The following is a 26,038-nucleotide window of genomic DNA, read 5'->3' on the forward strand; positions in this document are numbered from 1 at the left end:
TCATGGCGGGGGTCGGCGGTGCAGAGGTCGGAGCCGACGGGCACGTGGTGCTCGAGGCGGCCGACGGCGGGGCCTACGCGTCGCTGCGGCGCCGCCCGACGCCCCGGGCGGAGCGGTACGCGCTCGGACGGCGGCTGCGGCAGCAGGTGCCCCGGTCCGCGCTCGGGGACTGGGCACCGCCGGCGGGCCGGGTGGACGTGGTGGACCAGATCGTGGAGTCGCACGCCGGCCGGGTGGACCGGCTGGTGCCGGTGCGGGTCGCCCGGATGGCCGCCTCCCCCTACGGGTTCCTGCGCGGCAGCGCGGTGGTCATGGCCGCGGATCTCGCCGCCCTCCCGGCCACCGGCATCCGGCCGGTCGTCTGCGGTGACGCGCACCTGGGCAACTTCGGCTTCTACGCCTCCCCGGAGCGGGACCTCGTCATCGACCTCAACGACTTCGACGAGGCGCACCCGGGCGGCTGGGAGTGGGACCTGCGCCGGCTGGCCGCCAGCATCTGGGTCGCCGGCCGGCAGAACTCCGCCACCGAGGACCAGTGCGGCGACGCCGTCGCCTCCATGGCCCGGCGGTACCGGGAGCACGTGCGGTGGCTGGCCGGCGAGCCCCTGTTCCTGCGGTCGTTCGAGCGGCTCGACGTCCCCGGGCTGCACACGACGGCGAGCGACCGGTCCCTGCGCACGGCCATCGAGCGCGCCGCGAAGCGGGCCCGCAGGCGGGTCAGCGACCGGGCGCTGCCCCGCTTCACCGAGGAGTCCGAGCGGGGCCGGCGGATCGTCGAGGAGCCGCCGCTGATCACCCGGCTGGACGCGGAGGAGGCCGACCAGGTGGCCCGCGCCCTGGACGACTACCTCGGGACGCTCCGCGGCCACTGGCGCCGCCTGCTCGGCGGCTACACGCTCGTGGACGTCGCGCACAAGGTCGTCGGCGTCGGCAGCGTCGGCCTGCGGGCCTACGTGGCGCTGTGCGAGGGCAGCAGCGCCGACGACGTGCTGTTCCTGCAGCTGAAGCAGGCCCGCAGGTCGGTGCTGGCGCGGCACGTGCACGGGGAGTCCGCGTGGCACGCCCACCAGGGGCAGCGGGTGGTGGAATACCAGCAGGCGCTGCAGACCGTGAGCGACCCGCTGCTCGGCTGGACCACCGTCGCGGGCCGGCAGTTCTACGTCCGGCAGTTCCGCAACATGAAGGGCACCATCGCCGTCGACTCGCTGGACGCCCCCGCGCTGACCGACTACGCGGGGATCTGCGGCCGGCTGCTGGCCAAGGGCCACGCGCGCACCAGCGGGGCGTCGATGATCGCCGGCTACGTGGGCGGCAAGGGGAAGCTCGACCGGGCCCTGTGCCGGTTCGCCCGCGCCTACGCCGACCAGACCGAGCGCGACCACGAGCGCCTCGTGACCGCCGTCGCCCGCGGCCGCCTGCCCTCGGAGCCCGGCGCCTGACCGCTCGGCGTCCCCTCGAACACGAGGGGACCGGGCCCACCGGGTTGCCGAGGCCGCCGCGGGGGTCGATCCTCCCGCCATGGCCGCAGCACGCCGCCGGTCGGGGACCTCCGTCGAGGAGGCGCCCCAGTCGACCGCCAAGGTGGACAACGCCTACTACGAGAAGGAGCTCGCCCGACTCCAGATCGAGCTGGTCAAGCAGCAGGAGTACGTCCGTGCCCACGGCCTGAAGGTCGTGGTCGTCTTCGAGGGCCGCGACGCCGCCGGGAAGGGCGGCGCCATCCAGCGGATCACCGAGTCGCTCAACCCGCGCTACGCCCACATCGTCGCCCTGCCCGCCCCCACCGAGCGGGAGAAGGGGCAGTGGTACTTCCAGCGCTACGTCGAGCACCTGCCCGCCCGGGGCGAGATGGTCCTGTTCGACCGCTCCTGGTACAACCGCGCCGGCGTCGAGCGGGTGATGGGCTTCTGCACCGACGAGGAGTACGAGGACTTCCTCCGCTCGTGCCCGGAGTTCGAGCGCATGCTCGTCCGCAGCGGCACCAAGCTGCTCAAGTACTGGTTCTCGGTCAGCGACACCGAGCAGGAGAAGCGCTTCCAGGCCCGGCTGAAGGACCCCACCAAGCGCTGGAAGCTCAGCCCGATGGACCTCGAGGCCCGCAACCGGTGGGTCGAGTTCTCCCGCGCGAAGGACGCGATGTTCGCCGCGACCGACATCCCCGAGGCGCCGTGGTGGGTGGTCGAGGCCGACGTGAAGAAGCGGGCCCGGCTCAACGTGATCCACCACCTGCTGGCCCAGGTGCCCTACCTCGACCTCACGCCGCGGGTCCCCGAGCTCCCGCCGCGCCCGCCGATCACCGACGACTACGTCCGGCCGCCCAAGGAGAGCCAGAACATCGTCCCCGACGTCGTCCCCTGACCCGGCGCGGCGGGGCGCCTGACCCCGCGCGGCGGGGTGCGGCGGGTCAGTCCACCCGGAGCCGGTCGAGCACCCGGTCGCGCACCACCGTCGCGGCCACCGGGTCGTACCCGGTGGAGCCCTCCTCGGCGAACCAGTGCCCGCAGCCGGGGTAGCGGTGCACGACGACCTCGGCGCCGGCGGCCCGGAAGCCCTCCTCGACCGGGGTCAGCTCCGCCTCGGGGAACCACGGGTCGTCGGGGACGACGTGCAGCTCGACGTGGCGGGTCCCGACGTCGGGGCCCGTCGGGGGCTGGCCGCCGTACAGGAGCTCGAGCTCCTCGGGCGCCGTCGTCCCCCGCGCGGCCAGCCGGCAGGCGAGGAACGCGCCGAGCGAGAAGCCCATGGCCACCCAGGGGCGGCCGCCGGCGGCCAGCCGGTCGGCGCAGCGGTCGACCAGCGCCTGCACCTCCGGATCGGCGATCGCCGCCTGCGCCAGCTGCTCGGCCTCGTGCACCTGGCAGGTGCGGCGGCCGCCGAAGAGGTCGGGGACCAGCACCCGGCGGCCCACCGCCACCAGGTGCTCGGCCCAGAGCCGGACGGCGGGGGTCACGCCCCACCAGGGGTGCAGGAGCAGGACTCCCGGTGCGGCCTCAGCGCCGAGGGTCATCACCGGGTCATCGAGGGTCACCCCCTCATCTTCCTCCCTCCCCGCCCCCGGCACCGGCCCGCCACCGGGATCCGGCGGACCGGCCCCCTTCAGGGGCGGTCGACGAACCGCTCGACGTCGGCCGGCCGGCCGGCGAGCACGATCTCGCAGCCGTAGCTGAGCACGGTCCCGGTGTCCGCGTGCGTCCACCGGTCCGAGCCCTGCGGCTTCACCGACACCACGGTCACCCGGTGCCGGGCCCGCACGCCCGACCGGCCCAGCGGCACGCCGACCAGCTCGCGGGGCGGCTTCGTCCGGGCGAACACCCACTCGTCGTCGACCTCGACCCAGTCCAGCAGCCGGCCCGATACCAGGTGCGCCACCCGCTCGCCCATCTCGAGCTCGGGGAAGACCACGTGGTGGGCGCCGATGCGCTCGAGGATGCGGGCGTGCTGGCTGGTCAGCGCCTTCACCCAGATGTCGGGCACCTCGAGCTCGGCCAGGAGCGCCGTGGTGAGGATGCTGGCCTCGAGGTCCGTGCCGATCGCGACCACGACCCGCTGGAAGTCGGCCAGCCCGATCTCGCGCAGCGCCTCGATGTCGGTGGAGTCGGCGACCACCACCTGGCCCAGCCGGCCGGACATCCGCTGCACGATCTCCGGACGGCGGTCGACGGCGAGCACCTCGGTGCCCTCGCGGGCCAGTTCCAGGGCCAGCGCCGTGCCGAAGCGGCCCAGGCCGATGACGGCGACGGGCTCGGTGTGCCTAGCCAACGATGGTCCTCTCGTCGGGGAGCTGGTGGCGCCGGGCCCGCTCGCGCAGGGCCAGCCCCGACGCCAGGGTGAGCGGTCCGATCCGGCCCACGAACATCAGGACGACGAGCACGACCTGGGCCGACGGCGGCAGGTCGGCGGTGATGCCGGTCGACAGCCCCACGGTCGCGAACGCCGACACCGTCTCGAACAGCACCCGGTCGAAGGCCACGTCGGTGACGGCCAGGAGCACGAAGGTGCCCACGGCCACCAGCGCGATGCCCAGGAGCGCGACCGCCAGGGCCTGCCGCTGGTTGCCGGCCGGGACCCTGCGGCGGCCCACCTCCACGTCGGGGTCCCCCCGCATCTCCGCCCAGAGGACCGCCGCCAGCAGCCCGAACGTGGTCACCTTGATGCCGCCCGCCGTCCCGGCGCTGCCGCCGCCGATGAACATCAGCGCGTCGGTGAGCAGCAGCGTCTCCGGCTGCGCCGCGCCGAAGTCGATGTTGTTGAACCCCGCGGTGCGCGCCATGACCGAGGCGGTGAAGGCGGCCAGCACGGTCGCCCCGGCGCCGAGCGGGCGCAGCGTGCCCGGGTTGCCGCCCTCGGCGAGCAGGTAGCCGGCGGTGCCGACCACGAGCAGGACGGCGGTGACGAGGACGGTGATGCGGGTGAGCACCGACCAGGAGCGCGGGCGGCGCCACGAGCGGGCCAGCTCGAAGACCACCGGGAAGCCGAGGCCGCCCACCACCACCGCCGTGCAGAGGGTGAGCGAGATCCACGGGTCGGCGACCCAGGGGATGATGCTGGCCGCGTCCAGCCCGAAGCCGGCGTTGTTGAACGCCGACACCGCGTGGAACACCCCGTACCAGAGCGCGGTGGGCGGGGGCAGCTCGTAGCCGACCGCGAACCGCGCGGTCAGGACGGCCGCCACCACCGCCTCGGCCGCGAGGCTGAACACCACGACCGTGCGGACCACCCGGCGCACGTCCGCGGCCGACAGCGACCGGGTCTCCGCCTGCGCGACCAGCCGGGCCCGCAGCCCCAGCCGCCGGGAGAGGAGGAGGGCGAAGAGGCTGGCCAGCGTCATGATGCCCAGCCCGCCGACCTGGATGAGCAGCAGCACGACGACCTGGCCGAAGCCCGACCAGTAGGTGCCGGTGTCGACCGTGACCAGCCCGGTCACGCACACCGCCGAGGTGGCCGTGAACAGCGCGTCCAGCAGGCTGGCCCGCCCCGGGCCGGCCGTCGCCACCGGCAGCGAGAGCAGGCCGGTGCCGACGGCGACCGCCCCGGCGAAGGCGGTGGCGATGACCCGGCCGGGCCGGGTGAAGCCCGCCGACGGCGTCGACCGCCCGGCCCGGGCACGGACCTCCCCGCTCACCGCGTCCCGACCTGCACGGAGCAGAGCGTCGCAGGCAGGGTACGGGCGGTGGTCACCGGGTCCGGAGGTCGCGCACCGTCTCGCCGGCCTCGGCCAGGTCGGCCTGCAGCCGGTCGACCTCGGTGCGGGCCCGTCCGATCGCGAGGCCGACGTCCTCGCGGCTGGGAGGACGGGTCGGGGACCCCGACCGGGACGGTGGTGGATCGAGGGGACGGAGGTCACGGGACGCCTGCGGGGCTCGGGCCTCGGCCCGGGGCCGCCTGTTCGACCCCGGTCCTGCACCGACGACCTCACCGAGAGGTGCACGGCGACCGGCGGGTGCTGCGGCGGTGCAACGGCGCGGAAACCGGGCGGTCACGGACGTCGGCCACCCTGGGGCCCGACGTCCCGGCGCACCGGCCGGGCCCGTGCGGAGGCCCGCGGATGAGGATCGCCCTGCTGACCGGATCGACCCGACCGGGCCGGACCCTGGCACTGGCCGGCGCGCTCGCCCGGGCCGGGGCCGAGGTCACCGCCTGGGTGCTGGCCGTCGCGCCCGTCGCGGCGCCGGCCGGCGTCCGGCTGTGCCCGGTGCCCCTCCCGGAGCTGCCCGGTGGATCCCCGGCGGCCCGCCACGCGCGCGCCGTGGCCGCCCTCGGCGCCGCCCTCGCCCGGGCAGGGGAGCGCTACGACGTGGTGCACACGCAGGACGCGGTCAGCGCCGCCGCCGCACCCTCCGGCGTGCACACCCCCGACCCCGCCGACGCCGACGACCTCGGGGGAGCGGGCGCCCGGGCCCTCGTCCGCACCACCCCGGGGGGCGACGTCCCGCCCGGCCTCCGCCGCCCGGTCGCCGTGGTGCCCGCCGGGGTGGACGTCGACGCCTTCACCGCGGCCTCCACCGCGGCGGGCGCGGCGCGGCGCGGCCGCTGGCGGGCCCGGCTGGGCCGGTACGTGCTCGCCCCGGCCCACCCCCGCTCGGCCGAGGGCGTGCTCGACCTGGTGGCGGCCACGGCCCGGCTCCAGGCCGAGCGACCGGACCTGGCGCTCGTGCTGCTCGACGGGGCGACGCTCGAGGACGCCGTCCGCACCCGGGTCGAGGTGCGGGCCGCCGAGCGGGACGTCTACCCGGTGCTGCTGCCCCCCGTCCCGGACGCCGAGCTGCCGGCCCTGGTCGCCGCTGCCGACGCCTTCGCGCTGCCCGACCCCTCACCGGGGTGGGGGCCCGCCGCGCTGGAGGCCCTGGCGGCCGGGGTGCCGCTGGTGACCGGCGACCGGCCGGAGCTGCGCGGGGCGTTCGGGGATGCGGCCCTGGCCGCCCGCGGGCCCGCCGCGCTGGCGGCCGCGCTGCTGCGCGCGGCCGCCGAGGACTGCCCCGTGCGCCGCCTCGCCGGCCAGGTGCTGGCCGGGCGGCACGGCTGGGAGGCGGCGGCGCTCGCCCACCTGGAGCTCTACCGGTCGCTGGCCGCCACCGGTTGAGGGCCGGGGGCGAGGTCCAGCGGCGGCATCCCCGGCCACCGAACCGTGCAGCGGCCGGCGGTCGCGTCCCCCGCGTGCCCGGGCCAGGGGCGCGCCGGCCCCACGGGCCGCCCGGCCGGGAGCACGCTGGCGTGGGCGAGGTAGTCGAAGACCGCCAGCGGGGCCGGGTCGACCCCCAGGGTGCGGAGCTCGTCGGCGACCGGGTGGTCGCCCAGCTCCAGCCGGCCGGCCCGCGGGCCCCACCCGAGCCGCAGCTGCCCGGTCGTGGAGACCACCGTCTCCACCAGCCGGCCCCCGTGCTCGGTGTACATCACCGCGGGCCGCCGGTCGGTCAGCACCGGTCCGCGGCCCCTCCCGGTCAGCGTGAGCACGCGGCGGCCGCCCTCGGACAGCTGCGCCCGCCGCGGCCCGGGCCCCTCGGTGAAGGCCACGTCGGCGACGAACTTCGGGAACCCCCACAGCTCCCGGCCGGCGTCGCGCGCCTCGGCGGTGGTGACCGGCAGGTGCAGCACGAACAGCGACAGCCGGCGGCGCAGCACGGGCAGCACCGGGAGCGCCGGGCCCCGGGTGACGACGGCGGCGACCGAGACCTCACCGTAGGGCGTGAGCCAGCCCGGCGGGTCGCCCGCGGTCGCCACGGCCCGGTAGCGGAACGCGGCCACCGAGACCAGCGCCCGCCCACCGGTCCAGCGGACCGGGCGCAGCCGGTCGCTGGGCAGCACGTCCGCCACGGCGGCGAGGGAGGCGGCGTGCACGGAGGCCAGGCAGGCCGTGTCGGCGTAGCGCAGCGGCAGTGCCGGGGCCTCGGATCGCTGCACGGTGGTCTCCCCTCGCCGGCCGCCCTCCAGCATGCCCGCCGCCGGGGCGGCGGGGGAGGGGGCGGCTACCGGGGCAGCGGGACGGCGAGCACCCGCCGCCGGGCCAGCCAGGCGGTCAGCTCGTCGGCGGGCACCGCGGGCAGGTGCAGGTAGCCCTGGACGGCGTCCACGCCGGCCTGCTGCACGACGCGCAGCTGGGCGGGGTCCTCGACGCCCTCGGCGACCGTGGTGAGCCCGAGCCGGCGGGCCATCTGCGTCACCGCCTCCAGCACGGCGAGGTCGGCGGTCTCCGAGACCGCGCCCACGACGAAGGACCGGTCGATCTTCACCACGTCCACGGGGTAGGTGCGCAGGGTCGTCAGCGCCGACCAGCCGGTGCCGAAGTCGTCGACCGCCAGGCCCACGCCGAGCGCGTCGAGGGCGGTGAGCGTCGACCGCGCGGCCGCCGAGTCGAGCACCGTCGATTCGGTGATCTCCACGACCAGCCGCTCCGGTGCCAGGTCGTGCTCGGCGAGGCAGGCCCGCACCAGCGGGACGAACCGGGGGGAGGCCAGCTGCGAGGGGGAGGCGTTGACGTGCACCGCCACCGGCAGCCCGCCGTCGGACCAGGCGGCGACGTCGGCGCAGGCCTGCCGCAGCACCTGCTCGCCCAGGGGGACGACGAGGCCGGTCTGCTCGGCCACGTCCAGGAAGGCGCCCGGGCCCAGCAGGCCGCGGACCGGGTGCGCCCAGCGGACCAGCGCCTCCACCGCCGTGCAGCGGCCGCCGTCGGCGGCGACCACCGGCTGGTAGTGGACGACCACGTCGCCGTCGTCCAGGGCCGCGCGCAGCTCGGCGGCCGCCGGCGCCGGCGCGGGGGTCTCGAGCAGGTCGGGCGTGAAGGCCTGCACCCGGTTCTTGCCGGCGCCCTTGGCCGCGTACATCGCCAGGTCGGCGGCCCGGACGGCGTCGCTCCCGGACGTCCCGGCGGCGAGGGCGGCCAGCCCCACGCTGGCGCCGACCCGCACCACCTGCCCGTCCAGCCGGACGGGGGCGCTGAGCAGCTCGACCAGGCGGTGCCCGATCGCCGCGGCCTCGTCCTCGGCGGCGTCGCGCAGCAGCACGCCGAACTCGTCGCCGCCGAGCCGGGCGCACAGGTCCTGCGCCCGCAGCGCGCCGACCACCCGGGCGGCCGCGCGGCGCAGCAGCTGGTCGCCGGCGGCGTGCCCGAGCTCGTCGTTGACCCGCTTGAAGTCGTCGAGGTCGAGGAAGAGCACCCACGTGCCGGGCCCGGGGGTGCGGGCGGCGTCCTCCAGCGCGGAGGTGAAGGCCGTGCGGTTGGCCAGCCCGGTGAGCGGGTCGGTGAGCGCGAGGTCGGCGAGGTCGCGGTGGGCGGCGCTCACCCGCAGCGCGAGGGCCGCCTGGTTGTTCATCGACCGGATCGCCGTGACCGCGTCGGCGGGCACGCCCTCGGGGGCGCCGAGCAGCATCCACCGGCCCGGCGACGCGGGCAGGGCCAGGCAGAGCCAGTCCGCGCCGAACCCGGCCGCCTCGGTCAGCGACGCGGGGTCGGGGACGACCCGCGGCAGGCCGTCGTCCGGGCCGACGGGCAGGACGGTGCGGGGGAGGTCGGCCGGCTCCTCGGCGAAGCCGCCCGCGCAGCCGCTGACCCGCAGGGGGCCCGGGCCGTCCTCGACGACCACCAGGGCGCGCAGGCCGGGGGTCATCCGGCAGATCTCCCGGGTCGCCGCCCACGCGCGCTGCCGGATCTCGACGGCGTCGGTGACCCCGATCAGCCCGGCGCCCAGCGTGGCCAGGGCGGCGTCCCGCTCGCGGGTCCGCTCGGCGGCGAACAGCACCCGGGCCAGGTGCCGCGCGCCGACCGTGGTGATGACCACGATGGGCAGCGCGCCGAGCACCGAGGTCTCCAGGGGCGGGTGACCCGGCACCGCGGGGCCGGCCAGCATCGCGGTCACCAGGGCCGCGCAGACCCCGGTGACGTAGCCGGCGAGCTGACGGCCGGTGCCGTACACGGCCCGCGACCACAGCGCCGGGAAGGCGGTCGCCAACGCGACCGACGGGCCGGGGCAGACGACGGCCAGCGCGGCCAGCCCCGTCACCTCGAGGGCGTCGAGCGCCGGGGTCACCCGGCCGGTGGCGTAGCGGCGGGTCCACGGTGCGAGCTGGGCGACCAGGGCCCAGGCGAGCAGCGCCGGCCCCGCCGGGCCTGCCGGGCCCGCCACGGGGAGGGCGGCCGGCACGGTGAGCAGCAGGGACAGCACGGCGAGCAGGTGGAACAGCCACCGGGTGCGCCCGACCAGCTCGGTCGGCCGGGCCAGGTGCCGGCGCAGCCGGCGCAACGACGTCCGCGGCACGGTGCTCGCCACCTCTCCTCCCGGAGCCTGCCGCTCCCGGCCGGGGCGGCTGCTGCAGGGGACGGCAGGGCGCCGCCCGCACTGGACGCAGGGCGGCCGCGGGCTCACCCGCGCGGGGGATCCCGCCGTCGCTCCACGACCGGGCCGTGAACAGTCCGTTGAGGTCGCGTTGCGGCGCTGGCACCGCCGTCCCGGGCCGCGCGACCGTGGGGTCATGGCCACCCTCGGCGTGCTCCTGCTCCTCGTGGCGGCGGTCCTCGCGGCCGGTGCGGGGGTGCTGATGGCCCGGTCCCGGGTGCCCCGGGACGACGCCGCCGACGAGTCCGCCGACGCCCGTGGCACCGCCGGGCTGGTCCTCGCCCTCCTGGCCGTGACCGCGGCCGCGGCCGGTGCGGCCGGGCTGGACCCGACCGGCTCGCCGGCGCCGTTCGTGCTGGGCGCCTTCGTCGTCCTGGTGCCGCTGGCGGGAGCGGCCGCCTGGGGCCGCCTGCGGGACCGGCGGCCGAGCGGGGCGGGCGCGCCCCGGCGCTGACGCCGGGGCGCGGTCGCGTCACCCCGCCAGGGGGAAGACCAGCAGCGAGCTCGACGCCGTCGCGACCGTGCGGCCCGCGGCGTCGGTGACCTCGCCCTCGGCGAAGGCGACGCGCCGGCCGGGCTTGGTGACCCGCCCGACCGCGGTCAGCGGCCCGCTCGAGGCGTGCACCGCCCGCAGGTAGTTCACCTTGATCTCGATGGAGGTGTAGCCGGTGCCGCGCGGCAGCGTGGTGTGCACCGCGCAGCCGGCGACCGTGTCCAGCAGCGTGCACACCAGCCCGCCGTGGACGACGCCGATCGGGTTGTAGGCCGACTCGTCCAGGGCGCAGGAGAACTCGACGCGGCCCTCCTCGACGGCGACGACGTCCATGGCGAACAGCCGGGCGATGGGCGGCGGGGGGAGGGTGCCGTCGGCGATCGCGCGCAGCGCCTCCAGCCCGCTGCGCTCGAGGGCGCCGGCGGCGACCACCATCGGGTCGTGCCAGGTCACCGTGCGGGAGCGCGGCTCGCCCCAGGCGGCGGGAGCGGGCTCGGGCAGGGACTCGGGGAGGGCCTCGGAGGTCGTCACCGGTCTAGGTTCGCACACCGAACTCAGCGGGTCGAGGCAGGGGCGCCTGCCGCCGCGAGGACGCGCCCGCGAACGATCATGGCGCCGGGACCGCCCGGGCGAGGCCCGCGGTGGTCCCGGCGCCATGATCGCCGGCCGGCCCCTGACGGGGCCCCTTCTCAGCTCTTGGGCCGCGCGCCGGCGCGCAGGGCGCCGAGCAGGTCGTGGTTGAGCCGGGAGATGGTCTCCATCGAGATGCCCTTCGGGCAGGCCGCGGAGCACTCGCCGATGTTGGTGCAGCCGCCGAAGCCCTCGCGGTCCTGCTGGGCGACCATGTTGACCACCCGGTCGTTGCGCTCGGGCTGCCCCTGCGGCAGCAGGCCCAGGTGGGTCACCTTGGCCGCGGTGAACAGCATCGACGAGGCGTTCGGGCAGGCCGCCACGCACGCGCCGCAGCCGATGCAGGTGGCCGCGTCGAAGGCCGCGTCGGCGTCCTTCTTGGGCACCGGCACCGAGTGCGCCTCGGGGGCGGTCCCGGTCGGGGCGCTGATGTAGCCGCCGGCCTGGATGATCCGGTCCAACGCCCGCCGGTCGACGGCGAGGTCCTTGATCACCGGGAAGGCGGTGGCCCGCCACGGCTCGATGTCGATCGAGTCGCCGTCCTTGAACGACCGCATGTGCAGCTGGCAGGTGGTCGTCTGCTCCGGCCCGTGCGCGATGCCGTTGATCATGACGCCGCACATGCCGCAGATGCCCTCGCGGCAGTCGTGGTCGAAGGAGACGGGGTCGCCGCCCTCCATGATGATGCGCTCGTTGAGCACGTCGAGCATCTCCAGGAAGGACATGTCCGGCGAGATGTCGTCGAGCTCGTAGGTCACCATCTTGCCCTTGACCGAGGGGTTCGGCTGCCGCCAGACCCGCAGGGTCAGGTGCATCCCCCGGCCGGGCTCGACGGTCGACCCGACGTGGGTGGTGTCCTCACGTGTGGCTGTCACTTGTAGCTCCGCTGGGCGAGGTGGACGTACTCGTACTCGAGGGTTTCGCGGTGCAGCACCGGCGGGGCGCCTTCCGGCGTCCACTCCCAGGCGGCGACGTAGGCGAAGTCCTCGTCGTCGCGCAGCGCCTCACCCTCGGGGGTCTGGCTCTCCGCGCGGAAGTGGCCGCCGCAGCTCTCGTTGCGGTGCAGGGCGTCGATGCACATCAGCTCGGCGAGCTCGATGAAGTCGGCGACCCGGCCGGCGTGCTCCAGGGTCTGGTTGAAGCCCGACCAGTCGCCGGAGACCTTGAGGTTGGTCCAGAACTCCTGGCGGATCTCCGGGATCCGGTCGAGGGCCTTGCGCAGGCTCTCCTCCGAGCGCTCCATGCCGCAGAGGTCCCACATCAGGCGACCGAGCTCCCGGTGGAAGGACGCCGGGGTGCGGGTGCCCTGGATGGCCAGCAGCCGGTCGATCTGCTCGCGGACCCCGGTGAGGGCCTCGACGGCGGCCGGGTGGCTGTCGTCGATCTTCTCGAACGGGGCGTCGGCGAGGTAGTCGGCGATGGTGTTGGGCAGGACGAAGTAGCCGTCGGCCAGGCCCTGCATGAGCGCCGACGCGCCCAGGCGGTTGGCGCCGTGGTCGGAGAAGTTGGCCTCGCCGATCACGAACATGCCCGGGATGGTCGACTGCAGGTCGTAGTCGACCCACAGCCCACCCATCGTGTAGTGGACGGCCGGGTAGATCCGCATCGGGGTCTCGTAGGCGTTCTCCCCGGTGATGCGGTTGTACATGTCGAAGAGGTTGCCGTACTTGGCCTCGACCGCCGAGCGGCCGAGCCGCTGGATCGCGTCGCCGAAGTCCAGGTAGACGCCCAGGCCGTTGGGCCCGACGCCGCGGCCCTCGTCGCAGACGTTCTTGGCCTGCCGCGAGGCGATGTCGCGGGGGACCAGGTTGCCGAACGACGGGTAGATCCGCTCCAGGTAGTAGTCGCGGTCCTCCTCGGGGATGTCCCGCGGGTCGCGGGTGTCCCCACGCTCCTTGGGCACCCACACGCGGCCGTCGTTGCGCAGCGACTCGCTCATCAGGGTCAGCTTCGACTGGTAGTCGCCGCTGACCGGGATGCAGGTCGGGTGGATCTGCGTGTAGCAGGGGTTGGCGAAGTACGCGCCCCGCTTGTGGGCCCGCCAGATGGCCGTGGCGTTGGAGCCCTTGGCGTTCGTCGAGAGGTAGAAGACGTTGCCGTACCCGCCGGTGGCGAGGACGACGGCGTCGGCGAAGTGGGTGCTGATCTCCCCGCTCACCAGGTCGCGCGCGACGATGCCGCGGGCCCGGCCGTCGACGACGACGAGGTCCAGCATCTCGGTGCGGGCGTGCTGCTCGACGTTGCCGGCCGCCATCTGCCGCTCCAGGGCCTGGTAGGCGCCGTAGAGCAGCTGCTGGCCCGTCTGACCGCGGGCGTAGAAGGTCCGCGACACCTGCGCGCCACCGAAGGAGCGGTTGTCCAGCAGGCCGCCGTACTCGCGGGCGAACGGGACGCCCTGGGCCACGCACTGGTCGATGATGTTGACGCTGACCTCGGCCAGCCGGTGCACGTTGTTCTCGCGCGAGCGGAAGTCACCGCCCTTGACGGTGTCGTAGAACAGCCGGTGCACGCTGTCGCCGTCATTGCGGTAGTTCTTGGCCGCGTTGATCCCGCCCTGGGCCGCGACGCTGTGCGCCCGGCGCGGGCTGTCCTGGTACCAGAAGGACTTGACCCGGTACCCGGCCTCGCCGAGCGTCGCGGCGGCCGAGCCGCCGGCCAGGCCGGTGCCGACCACGATCACGGTCATCTTGCGCCGGTTGGCCGGGTTGACCAGCCGGGCGCGGAACCGGCGGGTGCTCCAGCGCTCGGCGATCGGCACGTCCATGGGCGCCTTGGTGTCCGCGATCGGGTCGCCGACGGTGAAGAGCTCGAGGGGCATCGTGGCCTCCGGTCAGTCGATGACGCCGAACAGGACGGCGAAGGGGGTGAGCAGGAAACCGCCGATCAGCACCACGGAGAAGACGAGGGCGAAGGCGTTGACGGTCCGCTCGCGCCGCTTGTTGCTCTGACCGAGGGTCTGCGTGGCGCTCCAGATGCCGTGGCGCAGGTGCATGCCCAGCAGGACCAGCGCGATGATGTAGAACGCGGTGGCGAAGGGGTTCGAGAAGCTGGCCACCAGCCGCTCGTAGGGCGTGCTGTCGTAGCCCTCCGGGTTGGCCACACCCAGGGTGAGGTCGAGGATGTGGTAGATGATGAACAGCCCGACGATCACCCCGCCCCAGCGCATGGTCCGCGAGGCGTAGCTCTGGGCCACGGGCTTCTTGGTCACGTAGCCCTGCGGGCGGGCGCGCTTGGCCTGGCGCCACAACGAGATCGCCGCCCAGAAGTGCGCGACCACCGCCACCAGCAGCACGATCCGGATGACCCACAGCGTCGTCTCGCCGGGGACGGCGGGGTTGCCGACGGTGCGGATCCAGCCGGAGTAGGAGTTGAAGGCCTCCGCACCCGAGAACGCCTTGAGGTTCCCGATCATGTGCACGATCAGGTACAGCACCATCACGATGCCGCTGACCGCCATGATCGCCTTCTTCGCGACCGAGTTCGTCTTCGCTGCCTTCGGGGTCCTGCGCTGACCCGGCTGCGTCACCGTCACCACGAGCACAAAGCTAGGCCGCGACCGTGTCGTCGGCCACGTAGACACCCGGTGAAAAAGCTCTCGTAAGGCTGTCCTAACCCATCCGTGGTATGCAGCGGCCCGAGACCCACCCGAGGGAGGACGACATGGCCGGACCCACGCGGGGCTTCCTGGGCCGACGCCGCGACCGGGACCCCCGTCTCCCGCCCGGCCAGTACGACGTCGGCGCGGACTGGCCGGTGCTCACGGCCGAGCCGACGCCGCGGATCGCCCCGGAGACCTGGAGCGTCACCGTCGACGGCCGGGTGGAGTCCCCGACCACCTGGACCTGGGAGGAGGCGCACCGGCTGCCGCGCTCGGAGTACCGCGGCGACATCCACTGCGTCACCACCTGGTCGAAGTTCGACACCTGGTTCGCCGGTGTCAGCGTCGACACGCTCCTGGAGGCGGCCCGCCCGACGGCCGAGGCGCGCTTCGTCGTCGCCACCTCCACGACCGGGTACACCACCAACCTGCCCCTCGAGCACGTCCTGGGCGGGAAGGCCTGGCTGGTCTGGGAGTACGACGGCCGGCCGCTGCCGGTGGAGCACGGCGGGCCGGTGCGGCTGCTCGTCCCGCACCTGTACTTCTGGAAGAGCGCCAAGTGGGTCACCCGGCTGACCCTGCTCTCCCGCGACCAGCCGGGTTTCTGGGAGCAGAACGGCTACCACGACCTCGGCGACCCGTGGCGCCAGCAGCGCTACCAGGGTGACTGAGAACGGACCCCGGGAAGGACCTCGCTGCCCCCCACCGCTCGCAAGCTCGCGGCGGGACCCTGCACCGAGGCCGTCAGACCCCTCGCAGACCCGGGGTGAGCTTCGGGAGGGGGCCGTACCGGGGTGGCGGACGGCGACGGTGGCCGGCGTCCGCCGCCCGGTGCCGCGCTCGGTCCAGCTGCGCCTCGACGTCGCCGACCGGGTCGACCACCTGCCGGGGCAGCACTACGTCGTCCGGCTCACCGCGCCGGACGGCTACACCGCGCAGCGGTCCTACTCGGTGGCCTCCGCGCCGGGCGACCCGCTGGTCGAGCTGTTCGTCGAGCGGCTGGACGACGGGGAGGTCTCCACGTTCCTCGCCGACGTCGTGGAGCCCGGCGACGAGCTGGAGGTGCGCGGTCCGATCGGCGGCTGGTTCGTGTGGGACGGCGCCACCCCGGCGCTGCTGGTCGCCGGTGGGGTCGGTGTCGTGCCCTTCGTGTCGATGGTGCGCACCGCCGCGGAGCTCGGCCGCACCGACCTGCTGCGCGTGGCCGTCTCCACGCGGACGCTGGCCGAGCTGGCCTACGCCGACGAGCTGGCCGCCGCCGGTGCCCTGGTCGTCACCACCCGCGAGCCGCACGGCATCCGGCCCGCCGGCCGGCTCACCCCGGCCGACCTCGTGCCGCTGTGGGAGCCGGGGCAGACCTGCTACGTCTGCGGGTCGTCGGCCTTCGCCGAGGCGGCCTCCCAGCTGCTGCTCGGCCTGGGCGTGCCGGCGACGTCGATCCGGGTGGAGCGCTTCGGCCCCAGCGGCTGACCGGCGCCCCGGGGGGGCACCGGCCTCGCGCGCCGCCGTCCCCCTGTCCAGGCCGCCGGGACCCACCGGGAGAATCAGCCGCATGAACGCCCGGGTGAGCGCGGTGTCGACCGTCGACGAGGAGCTGCGGGGCTGGCTGCTCGCCTGCTGGACCGACGTCAGCAACGCCGGCGGGGCGGTCGGCTTCGTCCCCCCGGTGACCCCGGACGAGGTCGCCCCCGTCCTGGACGCGCTCCTCTGCCGGGTCGAGCAGGGGCGCGAGGTGCTCGCCGTGCTCGAGGTGGACGGCGAGCGGGCCGGCTTCGCCGTCCTCTCCCTCTCGCAGAGCCCGCTGCGGCAGCACTGGGCGACCGTGCTCCGGGTGCAGGTGCACCCGGACCGGCAGGGGGAGGGCCTGGGTCGCGTCCTGATCGAGGGCGTGCACGACCTCGCCCGCGCGCGGGGGCTGGAGTTCCTGCACCTGACCGTGCGCGGCGGCACCGGGACCGAGTCCTTCTACGAGCGCCTGGGCTACCGGGAGTTCGGCCGGATGGCCGGCGCGATCCGGGTCGCGCCCGGCGACGACCGCGACGAGCTGCACCTCACCTGCCGGCTCTGAGGACGCCGGGACGGGGCCGTCGGGTGAGGCCGGCGGGGTGAGGCCGGCGGCCCCCTCGCGGTCAGCCCAGCGGGTCCCGGCCGCCGATCGTGCCCTCGGCGTCGAGCACCCCGAGGCGGGCGAACAGCTCCTCGGCGTACCAGCCCTCCCGGGCGGTGCGGGCGACGACCTCACGGTGCGGGGCGCGGCGGTGGGCGAAGGCGCCGAGGGCCGCTGCGGAGTCCCACAGGCTGAACGTGCCCTGCAGGCCCAGGGGCGCCTCACCGATGCCGATCGCCAGCCGCAGCCCGGGGCTGGCGTGCAGGTCGGCCGAGACCGGCGGGACGGCCCGCCAGAACGACAGCGCCTTGCGCGGGACCAACCGGGCGCGGGTGACCGCGGCGACCGGGCCGTCCCAGCGCTGCGGCCACGGCCGGCCGAAGGGCTCCTGCCGCGACCACAGCCCGCGGGCGGTCAGCGGGCGCAGCCGGACCGACCACTCCTCGTCGGCCAGCCGGCGCCACCGCCCGGGGACCGGGCCCCGGGCGAACCGTTCGGCCGCCCGGGCGTCGTCCCAGACGGCGAGCAGTGCCCAGCGGCGGGGGTCGGTGTCGGAGAGGGTGAAGGTGCGGCCGCTGCCGGTGCCGAGCAGCTTGGCGAACCGCAGCCCGGGGGTGCGGCGCAGCGCCCGGCGGTCGGCGGCCATGCGCAGCAGCGCGCCGGGCACCGCCCGGGTCGGCACGCCCCAGACGTGCAGGGTCGCGATCCGGCGGCTGGTCACCCGACCGATCCTCCCCGACGAGCGCCACCCGCTGCCGTGCTCCGGGTGTGCGGACGGGCGCGGAGCGGGTAGTCCCCACCGCCGTCGCCGTGGGCCTCCGCCGGGAGCCCGGTCGGCCCGTCACCGAGGAGGGCACGTGGTCCAGGACACCCGGCAGGAACTGGGGGAGACCGACGCCCCGGCCGAGGACGAGGTGGTCGAGGCGTTCGACCGGATCGTCGACCAGGGCGCGCAGCGGCTGCACCGCTCGTGGCGGGAGGTCATCACCACGGGCCTGGCGGGCGGGATCGAGATCGCCACCGGGGTCGTCGCGCTGCTGGCCGTCTACGGCGAGACCGGCAGCCACCTGCTGGCGGGGCTGGCCTTCAGCGTCGGCTTCATCGCCCTCGCGCTGGCGCGCAGCGAGCTGTTCACCGAGGGGTTCCTCGTCCCCGTCACCGCGGTGGTCGCCGGCCGCGCGAGCGCCACGATGCTCGCCAAGCTCTGGGGCGGGACCCTGGTGGCCAACCTCGTCGGCGGCTGGCTGGTCATGTGGCTGGTCGTCCACGCCCTGCCCGAGCTGGGCGGCATCGCGATCGAGTCCTCGGCCGCGTTCGTCGACGCCCCGCTGGACCTGCGCGCGGTCTGCCTCGCGCTGCTCGCCGGCATCGTCATCACGCTGATGACCCGCATGCAGCACGGCGCGGTCTCGGAGGCCGGGAAGTTGGTGGCCTCGGTGGTCGGTGGCTTCCTGCTGGCCGGCCTGGTGCTGTTCCACTCGATCCTGGACTCGCTGATCCTCTTCGCCGCCCTGCACGCCGGAGCGCCGTTCGGCTACGGCGACTGGCTGGCCTGGTTCTGGTACGTCGCCCTGCTCAACCTGGTCGGCGGGCTGCTGGTGGTGACCGCCCTGCGCCTGGTCCGCAGCAAGGAGCTCATCCAGCAGGAGCGCGCGTCGGCACGGTCCTGAGGTCGGCACGGTCCTGACCGGCGGTCAGCATTCCGGGGCCCGACGGCGGATGCGCTGCGGGCTCGACCCCGGGACCCGTTCGATCTCCCCGCGGGCCTCGAGGTCGACCTTGGTGCAGGTCACGTAGTTGCGCAGCCGCCCGCCGGGGAAGAGCTCGTGCCGGCCGTACCGGTCCTGCCCCAGGGCCACCACGTCGCGCAGCAGCGCGGTCCCGTCGGGGCCGGCCAGTTCGTCGACGGCGTCGAGGACGTGCGCGCGCAGGAGCTCGTACTGGCGCAGGTCCATGGTCCAGCCGTCGAGGCCGCCGGGCCGGGTGGCGTTGAACACCACCACCCGGCCCCGGGCGCGGGCCGCGGCGTCCGCCGCCCAGGCGCTGTCGGGGACGGGACCCGAGTGGGCGTCGCGCACGACCCCACTGTGCCCGGCGCCGGCGGGGTCCGGCGCGGGTCCGCTAGCCGAACACGACCGCGCGGAGGTCGCCGAACACCGCCGGCGGCTCCGGGGAGGACCACGTCTGGTTGGTCAGCAGGACCGCCGTGGCGTCGGAGACCGGGTCGGTCCACCAGGAGGAGCCCAGGCCGCCGTCCCAGCCCCAGGAGCCCGCGTGCCGCCCGCCCGGCTCGTCCTCGCGCCGGACGCCGATGCCCAGCCCCCAGCCGCCGCCCTCGCCGTCGACCGGGCCGGCCTGCTCGGTGAGCATGGCGCGCACCGTGCCGGCGCGGAGCACGGTCACCCCGCCCGGCGTGCGGCCTCCGGCGGCGAGGACGCCGGCGAGGGCGGCGAGGTCGTCGACGGTCGAGACCAGCCCGTCGCCGCCGTCGGGGAAGGCGGGGGGGCGCGCCCACTGGCCGTCGGCCGGGTCGTGGAGCGCCCGGCGCCCGTCCTCCCCCGGAGGGGTCCAGTGCGGACCCAGCCGGTCGCGGGCGCCGTCGGGGACGCCGAACCCGGTGCTCGTCATCCCCACCGGCCCGAGCACCCGCTCGGCCAGGACCTCGGGCAGCGGCCGCCCGGCCACCCGCGCGACGAGGACGCCGAGCACGCTCGCGCCGGTGTGGTAGAGCCAGCGCCGGCCGGGCTGGTGCGCCAGCGGGAGGGTGGCCAGGCGGCGCAGCCACTCGTCCGGCTCCGGCGCGGCCTGCGGGGCGGGCGGGCCCAGCGGGAGCCCTGCGGCCAGCGCCGCGGCCACGGTCGGGGACGGCCACGGCACCGTGAAGTCGATGCCCAGGCCCAGCCGGGACGTGAGGACGTCGCGCACCGTGATCGGCCGCTCCGCCGGCACGGTGCCCGCCGCCGGGTCGGCCGGGTCGGCCAGCACCCGCCGTCCGGCCAGCTCGGGGAGGGCGCCGTCGACCGGGTCGTCGAGGCCGAGGAGCCCCTGCTCGACCAGGGACAGCGCCGCGACCGCCACCACCGGCTTGGTGATCGAGGCGATGCGGAAGACGGTGTCCGGCCGCACCGGGTCCTCCCCGCCGGGGGTGTGCACCCCCGCCGCGCCGCGGGCGGCCTCGCCGTCCCGGCGCACCCACCACGCCGCCCCGGGCACCGCCCCGGCCGCGACGTGGTCGCCCACCACCGTCGCGACGTCCTCCGCCAGTCCCACGGCCGCCTCCTCGCATCGGGTCCTCCCCGGATCCGACCGGCCGGCGGCCGCGGACTCATCGGAGCGCGCCCGTCGGTGCGCCGTCAGCGGACCGCGGGACCCTCCACGCCGAGCCGCCGGGTGAACCCGGGCGGGACCACGACGTCCTCGCGGCCCAGCTCGGTGACCCTCGAGTGGCCCATCCCGAGCAGCGCCGAGTCGATCCCGCTCCGGAGCACGTCGAGGACGTTCTCGACCCCCGCCTGCCCGTTGGCGGCCAGCCCCCACAGGTAGGCGCGGCCGATCATCACCGCGCGGGCACCGAGGGCGAGGGCCTTGACCACGTCGCTGCCGCGGCGGATGCCGCCGTCCAGCACGACCTCGACCCGGTCGCCGACGGCCTCGGCCACCGCGGGCAGCGCCCGGATGGTGGCCGGGGTCCCGTCGAGGTTGTTGCCCCCGTGGTTGGACACCGAGATCGCGGTCACGCCGGCGTCCACCGCGCACCGGGCGTCGTCGACCCGGGTGACCCCCTTGAGCATGAACGGGCCGTCCCACTGCTCGCGCAGCCAGGCGACGTCCTCCCAGTCCGGCCTCTTGGACTGCATCCACTCGCCGTAGGCCTGGAAGAACGTGGGCGGCTCCTCGCCGTCGACGGCCATGTTCGGCACCGCCAGCCGGGGCAGCTGCAGCCGCCGCGCGTACCGCAGCGCCCAGCGCGGGCGCACCGCGGCCTCGGGGGCGAACCTCGCCATCGTCGGCAGGTCGAGCTGCTCGGGTATGTCCGGGCTGCCCCAGTCCCGGCCGGTGGCGAACGACCAGTCGAGGGTGAGGACGAGCCCCTTGGCCCCGGCTCTGCGGTGCCGCTCCAGCCGACGGGCCATGGCCTCCCGGCCGCCCACCCAGTAGGTCTGGATGAACGTCTGCGGGTTGGCCTCGACGACCTGCTCGACGGGACGGCTGCCGAAGGAGGACAGCCCCATCGCGGTGCCCTTGGCGTGCGCCGCGCGGGCGACGGCGACCTCGCCGTCGGGGTGCACCGCCTGGACGCCGACCGGCGAGATCATCACCGGCATCGAGATGGGCTGGCCCATCACCGAGGTGGAGAGGTCCCGCTCCGCGGACAGCCCCGCCACGTGCGGGGCGAACCCCAGCTCGCTGAACGCGTCGCAGTTGTCCCGGAGGGTCACCCCCTCCTCGGACCCGGCGACGCAGGCCAGGTACACCGACCGGGGCAGCCGCCTCTTCGCCAGCCGCCGTGCCTCGGTGACGGTCTCGAACCACTCGTTCGCCATCGCTGTCCTCTCCTCGGGGCCCGGGCGTCACCGGAGGGTGGAGCCGGCGTCGACCGCGAGTTCCGTCCCGGTGACGTAGCGGGCCTCGTCGGACGCGAGGAAGGGCAGGGCTTTGCTGAGGTCGACCGGCTCCACCCACGGGACGGGCAGGGCGTTGGTCTCCTGGTACGCCGGGCCGCCTCCTCCTCGGTGGGGTGCTCGGCCCCGGGGAGGTAGGGCCCGTACGCCGACTTGCCGAAGATCATGTCGGTGGCCACGCCGGTCGGGTGCACCGTGGCCGCGTGCGGCACCGGTGATGGAGGCGACCTCGCCCTCGACCCGTCCTGCCACGACTGCCTCCTCCGGGTGCGTGGTCGGGCACGTGCTGACGCCGGCGTCGGCCGCAGGCCCCGTCCCGTCCGCACGTGTCCGTGCAGGTCCTGGCACCCGGTGCGCTACCCGGCCGGCCGGGCCGGACCCCGGTCCGGGCCCGGTGTCACGGGATCGCAAACACCGCCGTCATCGGCTGATCGGCTCAGCCCGCGGCGGCCCGGCGGACCGCCGAGAGGTAGCGGGCCGTGGCCAGCCGCTGCACCGCCCAGGACGCCGGCCCGGCCAGGCGCGCCGCCGGCGTGGCCAGCCGGGAGAACACCCGCAGCCGGAACTCCACGGCGCCGTCCGGGTGCAGCCGGACGAGGAAGGCCTCCTCGCCGGTCTCCGGGTGCCCCGGGAGGGTGCCGTAGCCGAAGCCGCGCTCGTCGCCGTCCGGCTGCGCCCAGACCACCCGGCAGGGGATGTCGTAGCCCGGCCGGGCGAACCCCGCGGTGAGGACGACGACCGTCCCCGGCTCGGTCGGCGGCCCGTCGGCCCGCACCCGCAGCCCCACGCTGCGCTGCATGCGCCAGCCGAACACCGCGGCGGCGGCCCGCTCGAACGCCGCGGCGCCGGAGCCGACGACCGCGGTGCGCTCGTCGCTGCGGTAGCCCGGGGGTGGCCACCGGCCGTCCCGCGTCGCGCCGACCTCCGGGTAGGTCAGCGGGACGCCGGCGAGGTCGGCGGGGGTCAGCGCGCGGAACAGGCCCACGCCGGCCAGTCTCCGGCGCCGGTAGGGTCGCGGCCACTGTGCTGCCCGCCGTCACCGCCACCCGCTACGTCACCCCGCTGCGCGAGGGGGGCTCGCTGCCCGGGCTGATGGAGGCCGACGACCTCGGCACCTACGTGGTCAAGTGGCGCGGCGCCGGCCAGGGCGTGAAGGTGCTCGTCGCCGAGGTGGTCTGCGGGGAGCTCGCGCGGGCGCTGTCGCTGCCGGTGCCGGCCCTGGTGACCGTCGACGTCGTCCCCGAGCTGGCCGTGGGGGAGCCCGACCCCGAGGTGCAGGAGCTGCTGCAGCGCTCGGCGGGGCGCAACCTCGGGCTGGACTACCTGCCCGGCGCGCTGGACTTCGAGGCGGGGGTCGCCACGGTGGACCGGGAGCTGGCCGGCCGGGTGCTGTGGTTCGACGCGCTCGTGGGCAACGTCGACCGGTCGTGGCGCAACCCGAACATGCTGTTCTGGCACGGTCGGCTGCAGCTGATCGACCACGGGGCGGCGCTGACCTTCCACCACTCGTGGCCCGGGGCGCCCGCCGCGGTGGCCCGGCCCTACGACGCCGGCCAGCACGCCCTGGTCGAGTGCGAGCCGGACGTCCGCGCGGCCGACACCGCGCTCGCCCCGCGGGTCACCCGGGAGCTGCTCGAGGGCGCGCTCGCCCAGGTGCCCGACGAGTGGTGCGAGGGCCCGTCGCCGGACGAGCCCCCGGAGGCCGTCCGCGCCCGCTACACCGGGCAGCTGCTGGCCCGGCTCGACGCCCGGGACGCCTGGCTGCCGCCGCTGGTCGAGGCCGCCCGCGCCGGCCGGCCCCGCCGCCGGGCCCGGCGGGGGGAGAACCGGCCGGCCTGGCTCGGGCCGCCCCCGCCCCCGGGGATGAGCCAGCGGTGAGCCGGGACACCTTCGAGTACGCCGTCCTGCGGGTCGTGCCGCGGGTGGAGCGCGGGGAGGCCATCAACGCCGGCGTCCTCGTGTACTGCCGGCAGCGCGACTACCTCGGCTCGCGGGTGCACCTCGACGTCGACCGGCTGCGGGTCCTGGACCCGACCGCCGACCCGGAGGCGATCGCCCGGGCGCTGCAGGCCGCCGCGGAGGTGTGCAGCGCCGACCCGGCCTCCGGCGCGGCCGGCCGGGAGACGCTGGGCTCGCGGTTCCGCTGGCTCACCGCGCCGCGCAGCACCGTCGTCCAGCCCGGGCCGGTGCACACCGGGCTGACCGACGACCCGGACGGCGAGGCCGACCGGTTGCTGCGGCTGCTGGTGCTGCCCGTCGCCGGCTGACGGTCCCGGGCGCAGCCCCGGCGGGCCCTGCGAGCGGGCGCGGAGGTGGACCGGCCTGCTCGCCGCACCGACGCCCCGTACGCCACCCGGGTGAACGGGGGGTGGCCGACTGCTTCACGGGCTGCTCTCCCGCGGGCCATCCGGCGGTCGTCCCGGCTCCTTAGCGTCCGGGCGCCCCCTACACCACAGCACGTCCACCAGAGCCCGAGGACACCATGACGGACACCAGTCCCCGCCGCCGTCTGCTCCTGCCCCTGCTGAACTCCGTCCGGCACGGCACCCGCAGCCACACCACCTGCTACTACAAGTGCGGCAACGCCTGCGACGCCGCGGTCCCCAACCGCACGGACAACCCCACCTTCGACTCGGTCGTCCAGGCCGCGGTCAGCCGGCGCAGCCTGCTCAAGGTGGCCGGCGCCGGTGCGCTCGTGGTGGCGGCCGGCCCGCTGCTCCCCGAGCCGGCCCTGGCCACGCCGGGCCGCCGCCACGGGGCGGGCGGGGACGGTGCGCTCACCTTCGAGCCGGTGCAGCGCAACCTCCTCGACGAGCTGGTCGTGCCCGCGGGCTACGCCTGCTCGGTGGTCATGCGCTGGGGCGACCCGGTGGAGGAGGGCGCACCCGACTTCGACGTGGACGCCCAGACGCCGGAGGCCCAGGCCCGGCAGTTCGGCTACAACTGCGACTTCATCGGCTGGCTGCCCCTCGACGACCGGAACGCGATGCTCGTGGTCAACCACGAGTACACCAACGAGCAGCTGATGTTCTCCGGGGTGGCCGACGAGGACGCGCCCACCACCGACGAGCAGAAGCGCATCGCGATGATGGCCCACGGCATCTCGGTGGTGCAGGTCCAGCGGGTGGGCCGGACCGGCCGGTGGCGTCCCGCGCGGGACCGCAGCCGCAACCGCCGGATCACCCCCGCGACGGAGTTCCGGCTGACCGGCCCCGCGGCCGGGTCGGGGTACGTGCGGACGACGGCCGACCCCGAGGGCGCCACCGTCCTCGGCACCCTCAACGACTGCGCCGGCGGTGTCACGCCGTGGGGGACGACCCTGCACGGCGAGGAGAACTTCAACCAGTACTTCGGGACCACGGTGCCGATCACCGAGGACCCCCGCGAGCCGCGGCTGGGCCGCTACGGCATCAGCACCGACGAGCCGCCCGGACGCGCGTGGCACGAGGTCGATCCGCGGTTCGACCTGGCCCGGGAGCCCCACGAGGTCAACCGGCACGGGTGGGTCGTCGAGGTCGACCCCTACGACCCGACCTCGACACCGCGGAAGCACACCGCCCTGGGGCGCTTCAAGCACGAGGCGGCCAACGTCCGCATCGCCGAGGACGGCCGGGTCGTCGCCTACTCCGGGGACGACGAGCGCTTCGACTACATCTACAAGTTCGTCTCGAAGAAGACCTTCGACCCGGGCGGGGGGCGGGCCGCGCGCCGGCACAACATGACCCTGCTCGAGGAGGGCGACCTCTACGTCGCCCGCTTCGAGGGGGACTCCCCGGCCGCCGAGATCGACGGCAGCGGTGCCCTGCCGGGCGACGGCGCGTTCGACGGCACCGGCCGCTGGCTCCCGCTGGTCCAGGACGGGAGGTCGATGATCCCCGGCAAGGACGTCGCCTGGGTGCTGACCTTCACCCGGCTGGCCGCCGACCGGCTCGGCAAGCAGCTGGACGAGAACGGCGACTTCCCGGACCCGGAGAACCCGGTGGTGGTCGACGGGACCGTGCTGCCGACCAAGATGGACCGGCCCGAGGACATCCAGGTCAACCCGGTCAACGGCCGGGTCTACGCCGCGCTGACCAACAACTCGCGCCGGACGGGGGTCGAGGGGCAGCCGGGAGCCGACGAGGCCAACCCGCTGACCCGCTCGTACGCCTTCGAGCCCGCCGACGAGGCGGCGGGCACGGCGGCCACCTTCGAGGAGCAGCCGGGCAACCGCAACGGGCACGTCATCGAGTGGGAGGAGACCGGCTCGGCCACCTCCGACCGGTTCACCTGGCGGGTCTTCATCCTCTGCGGCGACCCGGAGTTCCCCGGCACGTACTTCGCCGGGTACGACAAGTTGCAGGTCAGCGCCATCTCCTGCCCCGACAACCTGGAGTTCGACCCGGCCGGGAACCTGTGGATCTCCACCGACGGGACGGTGCTCTCCGAGCGCAACCAGGAGGTCGGCACCTTCGCCGGCACCAACGACGGCCTCTTCGCCGTCCCGACCGACGGGCCGGAGCGCGGGCACCTCAAGGCCTTCCTCACCGTCCCGATCGGGGCGGAGTGCAGCGGCCCGATGATCCCCGCGGACGGCCGGTCGGTGTTCGTGTCGGTCCAGCACCCGGGCGAGACCACGGGCTCGACCCGGGACGCGCCGACGAGCACCTGGCCCGACCGGCTGCCCCGGCGGCCGTTCCCGCGGCCCAGCGTCGCGGTGGCCTACCGGCGCGACGGCGGGCGCGTCGGGAGCTGAGGGCCCCGTCGGCGTGATCACGG

The 26,038-nt window shown here is 75.7% G+C and carries 26 protein-coding genes; 11 read left to right on the forward strand and 15 right to left on the reverse strand.

The window, feature by feature from the left end; all coding sequences use genetic code 11:
* The first annotated feature begins 2 nt into the window (after window positions 1–2).
* The gene (locus ACI8AC_RS14090; protein WP_456898415.1) at window positions 3–1,439 is read left to right on the forward strand and encodes a DUF2252 domain-containing protein; all 1,437 of its coding nucleotides are present in this window, start codon (window positions 3–5) and stop codon (window positions 1,437–1,439) included.
* Between the two features lie 79 nt (window positions 1,440–1,518).
* Window positions 1,519–2,358 (forward strand): polyphosphate kinase 2, encoded by an 840-nt coding sequence (gene ppk2 / locus ACI8AC_RS14095; RefSeq protein WP_456898416.1) that lies wholly within the window; start codon window positions 1,519–1,521, stop codon window positions 2,356–2,358.
* 46 nt (window positions 2,359–2,404) lie between these two features.
* Here the strand turns inward: ppk2 and ACI8AC_RS14100 are convergent, their stop codons facing one another.
* From ACI8AC_RS14100 to ACI8AC_RS14110, 3 genes are all read right to left on the reverse strand, one after another.
* Entirely contained in the window at window positions 2,405–3,028 is a 624-nt protein-coding gene (locus ACI8AC_RS14100) for a dienelactone hydrolase family protein (RefSeq protein WP_456898418.1), read from the reverse strand.
* A 68-nt stretch (window positions 3,029–3,096) separates the two neighbouring features.
* Complete coding sequence (locus tag ACI8AC_RS14105) at window positions 3,097–3,759, reverse strand: potassium channel family protein (RefSeq protein ID WP_456898419.1); 663 nt, start codon at window positions 3,757–3,759, stop codon at window positions 3,097–3,099.
* Window positions 3,752–5,122 carry a TrkH family potassium uptake protein gene (locus ACI8AC_RS14110; protein WP_456898420.1) on the reverse strand — a complete coding sequence of 457 codons (1,371 nt, stop codon included), beginning with the start codon at window positions 5,120–5,122 and terminating at the stop codon, window positions 3,752–3,754. The genes ACI8AC_RS14105 and ACI8AC_RS14110 overlap by 8 nt, the downstream gene beginning before the upstream one ends.
* 423 nt (window positions 5,123–5,545) lie before the next feature.
* On the opposite strand from ACI8AC_RS14110, the gene ACI8AC_RS14115 reads away from it, so the two are divergent.
* A complete protein-coding gene (locus tag ACI8AC_RS14115) occupies window positions 5,546–6,580 on the forward strand; it encodes a glycosyltransferase (protein WP_456898421.1) in 1,035 nt (344 codons plus the stop codon).
* Here ACI8AC_RS14115 and ACI8AC_RS14120 read toward each other — a convergent pair.
* The gene (locus tag ACI8AC_RS14120; RefSeq protein WP_456898422.1) at window positions 6,553–7,398 is read right to left on the reverse strand and encodes an acetoacetate decarboxylase family protein; all 846 of its coding nucleotides are present in this window, start codon (window positions 7,396–7,398) and stop codon (window positions 6,553–6,555) included. The two genes, ACI8AC_RS14115 and ACI8AC_RS14120, sit on opposite strands and share 28 nt — an antisense overlap.
* Before the next feature lie 65 nt (window positions 7,399–7,463).
* A complete protein-coding gene (locus ACI8AC_RS14125) occupies window positions 7,464–9,764 on the reverse strand; it encodes a putative bifunctional diguanylate cyclase/phosphodiesterase (protein ID WP_456898423.1) in 2,301 nt (766 codons plus the stop codon).
* Window positions 9,765–9,966: 202 nt separating this feature from the next.
* Between ACI8AC_RS14125 and ACI8AC_RS14130 the strand changes: the two genes are divergently transcribed.
* Window positions 9,967–10,284 carry a hypothetical protein gene (locus tag ACI8AC_RS14130; protein ID WP_456898424.1) on the forward strand — a complete coding sequence of 106 codons (318 nt, stop codon included), beginning with the start codon at window positions 9,967–9,969 and terminating at the stop codon, window positions 10,282–10,284.
* Window positions 10,285–10,302: 18 nt separating this feature from the next.
* Here the strand turns inward: ACI8AC_RS14130 and ACI8AC_RS14135 are convergent, their stop codons facing one another.
* The 4 genes from ACI8AC_RS14135 to ACI8AC_RS14150 all read right to left on the reverse strand — a co-directional run bounded on the left by ACI8AC_RS14135 (window position 10,303) and on the right by ACI8AC_RS14150 (window position 14,488).
* Entirely contained in the window at window positions 10,303–10,854 is a 552-nt protein-coding gene (locus ACI8AC_RS14135; RefSeq protein ID WP_456898425.1) for a PaaI family thioesterase, read from the reverse strand.
* Window positions 10,855–11,012: 158 nt separating this feature from the next.
* Entirely contained in the window at window positions 11,013–11,828 is an 816-nt protein-coding gene (locus ACI8AC_RS14140) for a succinate dehydrogenase/fumarate reductase iron-sulfur subunit (protein ID WP_456898426.1), read from the reverse strand.
* Window positions 11,825–13,771 carry a fumarate reductase/succinate dehydrogenase flavoprotein subunit gene (locus tag ACI8AC_RS14145; RefSeq protein WP_456898427.1) on the reverse strand — a complete coding sequence of 649 codons (1,947 nt, stop codon included), beginning with the start codon at window positions 13,769–13,771 and terminating at the stop codon, window positions 11,825–11,827. Before ACI8AC_RS14145 ends, ACI8AC_RS14140 begins: the two co-directional genes overlap by 4 nt.
* Before the next feature lie 12 nt (window positions 13,772–13,783).
* Window positions 13,784–14,488 (reverse strand): succinate dehydrogenase cytochrome b subunit, encoded by a 705-nt coding sequence (locus tag ACI8AC_RS14150; protein WP_456898428.1) that lies wholly within the window; start codon window positions 14,486–14,488, stop codon window positions 13,784–13,786.
* A 125-nt stretch (window positions 14,489–14,613) separates the two neighbouring features.
* On the opposite strand from ACI8AC_RS14150, the gene ACI8AC_RS14155 reads away from it, so the two are divergent.
* From ACI8AC_RS14155 to ACI8AC_RS14165, 3 genes are all read left to right on the forward strand, one after another.
* On the forward strand, window positions 14,614–15,222 hold the full coding sequence (locus tag ACI8AC_RS14155) for a sulfite oxidase-like oxidoreductase (RefSeq protein ID WP_456898429.1): 609 nt from the start codon (window positions 14,614–14,616) through the stop codon (window positions 15,220–15,222).
* A 139-nt stretch (window positions 15,223–15,361) separates the two neighbouring features.
* Window positions 15,362–16,021, forward strand: coding sequence for an FAD-binding oxidoreductase (locus ACI8AC_RS14160; protein ID WP_456898430.1), 660 nt, complete (start codon window positions 15,362–15,364; stop codon window positions 16,019–16,021).
* Window positions 16,022–16,103: 82 nt separating this feature from the next.
* Window positions 16,104–16,619 (forward strand): N-acetyltransferase family protein, encoded by a 516-nt coding sequence (locus ACI8AC_RS14165; protein WP_456898431.1) that lies wholly within the window; start codon window positions 16,104–16,106, stop codon window positions 16,617–16,619.
* 61 nt (window positions 16,620–16,680) lie between these two features.
* Here ACI8AC_RS14165 and ACI8AC_RS14170 read toward each other — a convergent pair whose 3' ends face one another.
* On the reverse strand, window positions 16,681–17,379 hold the full coding sequence (locus ACI8AC_RS14170) for a monooxygenase (protein WP_456898432.1): 699 nt from the start codon (window positions 17,377–17,379) through the stop codon (window positions 16,681–16,683).
* Between the two features lie 136 nt (window positions 17,380–17,515).
* On the opposite strand from ACI8AC_RS14170, the gene ACI8AC_RS14175 reads away from it, so the two are divergent.
* Window positions 17,516–18,328 carry a formate/nitrite transporter family protein gene (locus ACI8AC_RS14175; RefSeq protein ID WP_456898433.1) on the forward strand — a complete coding sequence of 271 codons (813 nt, stop codon included), beginning with the start codon at window positions 17,516–17,518 and terminating at the stop codon, window positions 18,326–18,328.
* Window positions 18,329–18,352: 24 nt separating this feature from the next.
* Here ACI8AC_RS14175 and ACI8AC_RS14180 read toward each other — a convergent pair whose 3' ends face one another.
* The 5 genes from ACI8AC_RS14180 to ACI8AC_RS14200 form a co-directional block, all read right to left on the reverse strand.
* Window positions 18,353–18,736 carry a DUF6958 family protein gene (locus ACI8AC_RS14180; RefSeq protein WP_456898434.1) on the reverse strand — a complete coding sequence of 128 codons (384 nt, stop codon included), beginning with the start codon at window positions 18,734–18,736 and terminating at the stop codon, window positions 18,353–18,355.
* Between the two features lie 43 nt (window positions 18,737–18,779).
* Window positions 18,780–19,928, reverse strand: a complete 1,149-nt coding sequence (locus ACI8AC_RS14185; RefSeq protein ID WP_456898435.1) for a serine hydrolase domain-containing protein — start codon at window positions 19,926–19,928, stop codon at window positions 18,780–18,782.
* A gap of 83 nt (window positions 19,929–20,011) precedes the next feature.
* Window positions 20,012–21,202 carry a pre-mycofactocin synthase MftD gene (gene mftD, locus ACI8AC_RS14190; RefSeq protein ID WP_456898436.1) on the reverse strand — a complete coding sequence of 397 codons (1,191 nt, stop codon included), beginning with the start codon at window positions 21,200–21,202 and terminating at the stop codon, window positions 20,012–20,014.
* Between the two features lie 27 nt (window positions 21,203–21,229).
* On the reverse strand, window positions 21,230–21,337 hold the full coding sequence (locus ACI8AC_RS14195; RefSeq protein WP_456898437.1) for an SDR family oxidoreductase: 108 nt from the start codon (window positions 21,335–21,337) through the stop codon (window positions 21,230–21,232).
* A gap of 379 nt (window positions 21,338–21,716) precedes the next feature.
* On the reverse strand, window positions 21,717–22,265 hold the full coding sequence (locus ACI8AC_RS14200) for a DUF1990 family protein (protein WP_456898438.1): 549 nt from the start codon (window positions 22,263–22,265) through the stop codon (window positions 21,717–21,719).
* A gap of 38 nt (window positions 22,266–22,303) precedes the next feature.
* Here ACI8AC_RS14200 and ACI8AC_RS14205 point away from each other — a divergent pair, with 38 nt between their 5' ends.
* The 3 genes from ACI8AC_RS14205 to ACI8AC_RS14215 all read left to right on the forward strand — a co-directional run bounded on the left by ACI8AC_RS14205 (window position 22,304) and on the right by ACI8AC_RS14215 (window position 26,015).
* Window positions 22,304–23,158: a HipA family kinase gene (locus tag ACI8AC_RS14205; protein ID WP_456898439.1), complete on the forward strand. Its 855-nt coding sequence runs from the start codon at window positions 22,304–22,306 to the stop codon at window positions 23,156–23,158.
* Window positions 23,155–23,547 carry a DUF3037 domain-containing protein gene (locus ACI8AC_RS14210; protein WP_456898440.1) on the forward strand — a complete coding sequence of 131 codons (393 nt, stop codon included), beginning with the start codon at window positions 23,155–23,157 and terminating at the stop codon, window positions 23,545–23,547. Before ACI8AC_RS14205 ends, ACI8AC_RS14210 begins: the two co-directional genes overlap by 4 nt.
* A 215-nt stretch (window positions 23,548–23,762) precedes the next feature.
* Window positions 23,763–26,015, forward strand: a complete 2,253-nt coding sequence (locus ACI8AC_RS14215) for a PhoX family protein (RefSeq protein ID WP_456898441.1) — start codon at window positions 23,763–23,765, stop codon at window positions 26,013–26,015.
* Window positions 26,016–26,038 lie beyond the last annotated feature (23 nt).

The sequence above is a fragment of the Geodermatophilus sp. SYSU D00758 genome (assembly GCF_054049955.1).

Bases quoted from the DNA above. Each gene is read 5' to 3' on its own strand.
- ACI8AC_RS14090 (WP_456898415.1), top strand. From the start codon at position 3: ATGGCGGGGGTCGGCGGTGCAGAGGTCGGAGCCGACGGGCACGTGGTG.
- mftD (WP_456898436.1), bottom strand. From the start codon at position 21,202: ATGGCGAACGAGTGGTTCGAGACCGTCACCGAGGCACGGCGGCTGGCG.
- ACI8AC_RS14215 (WP_456898441.1), top strand. From the start codon at position 23,763: ATGACGGACACCAGTCCCCGCCGCCGTCTGCTCCTGCCCCTGCTGAAC.
- ACI8AC_RS14145 (WP_456898427.1), bottom strand. From the start codon at position 13,771: ATGCCCCTCGAGCTCTTCACCGTCGGCGACCCGATCGCGGACACCAAG.
- ACI8AC_RS14165 (WP_456898431.1), top strand. From the start codon at position 16,104: ATGAACGCCCGGGTGAGCGCGGTGTCGACCGTCGACGAGGAGCTGCGG.
- ACI8AC_RS14130 (WP_456898424.1), top strand. From the start codon at position 9,967: ATGGCCACCCTCGGCGTGCTCCTGCTCCTCGTGGCGGCGGTCCTCGCG.
- ppk2 (WP_456898416.1), top strand. From the start codon at position 1,519: ATGGCCGCAGCACGCCGCCGGTCGGGGACCTCCGTCGAGGAGGCGCCC.
- ACI8AC_RS14115 (WP_456898421.1), top strand. From the start codon at position 5,546: ATGAGGATCGCCCTGCTGACCGGATCGACCCGACCGGGCCGGACCCTG.
- ACI8AC_RS14155 (WP_456898429.1), top strand. From the start codon at position 14,614: ATGGCCGGACCCACGCGGGGCTTCCTGGGCCGACGCCGCGACCGGGAC.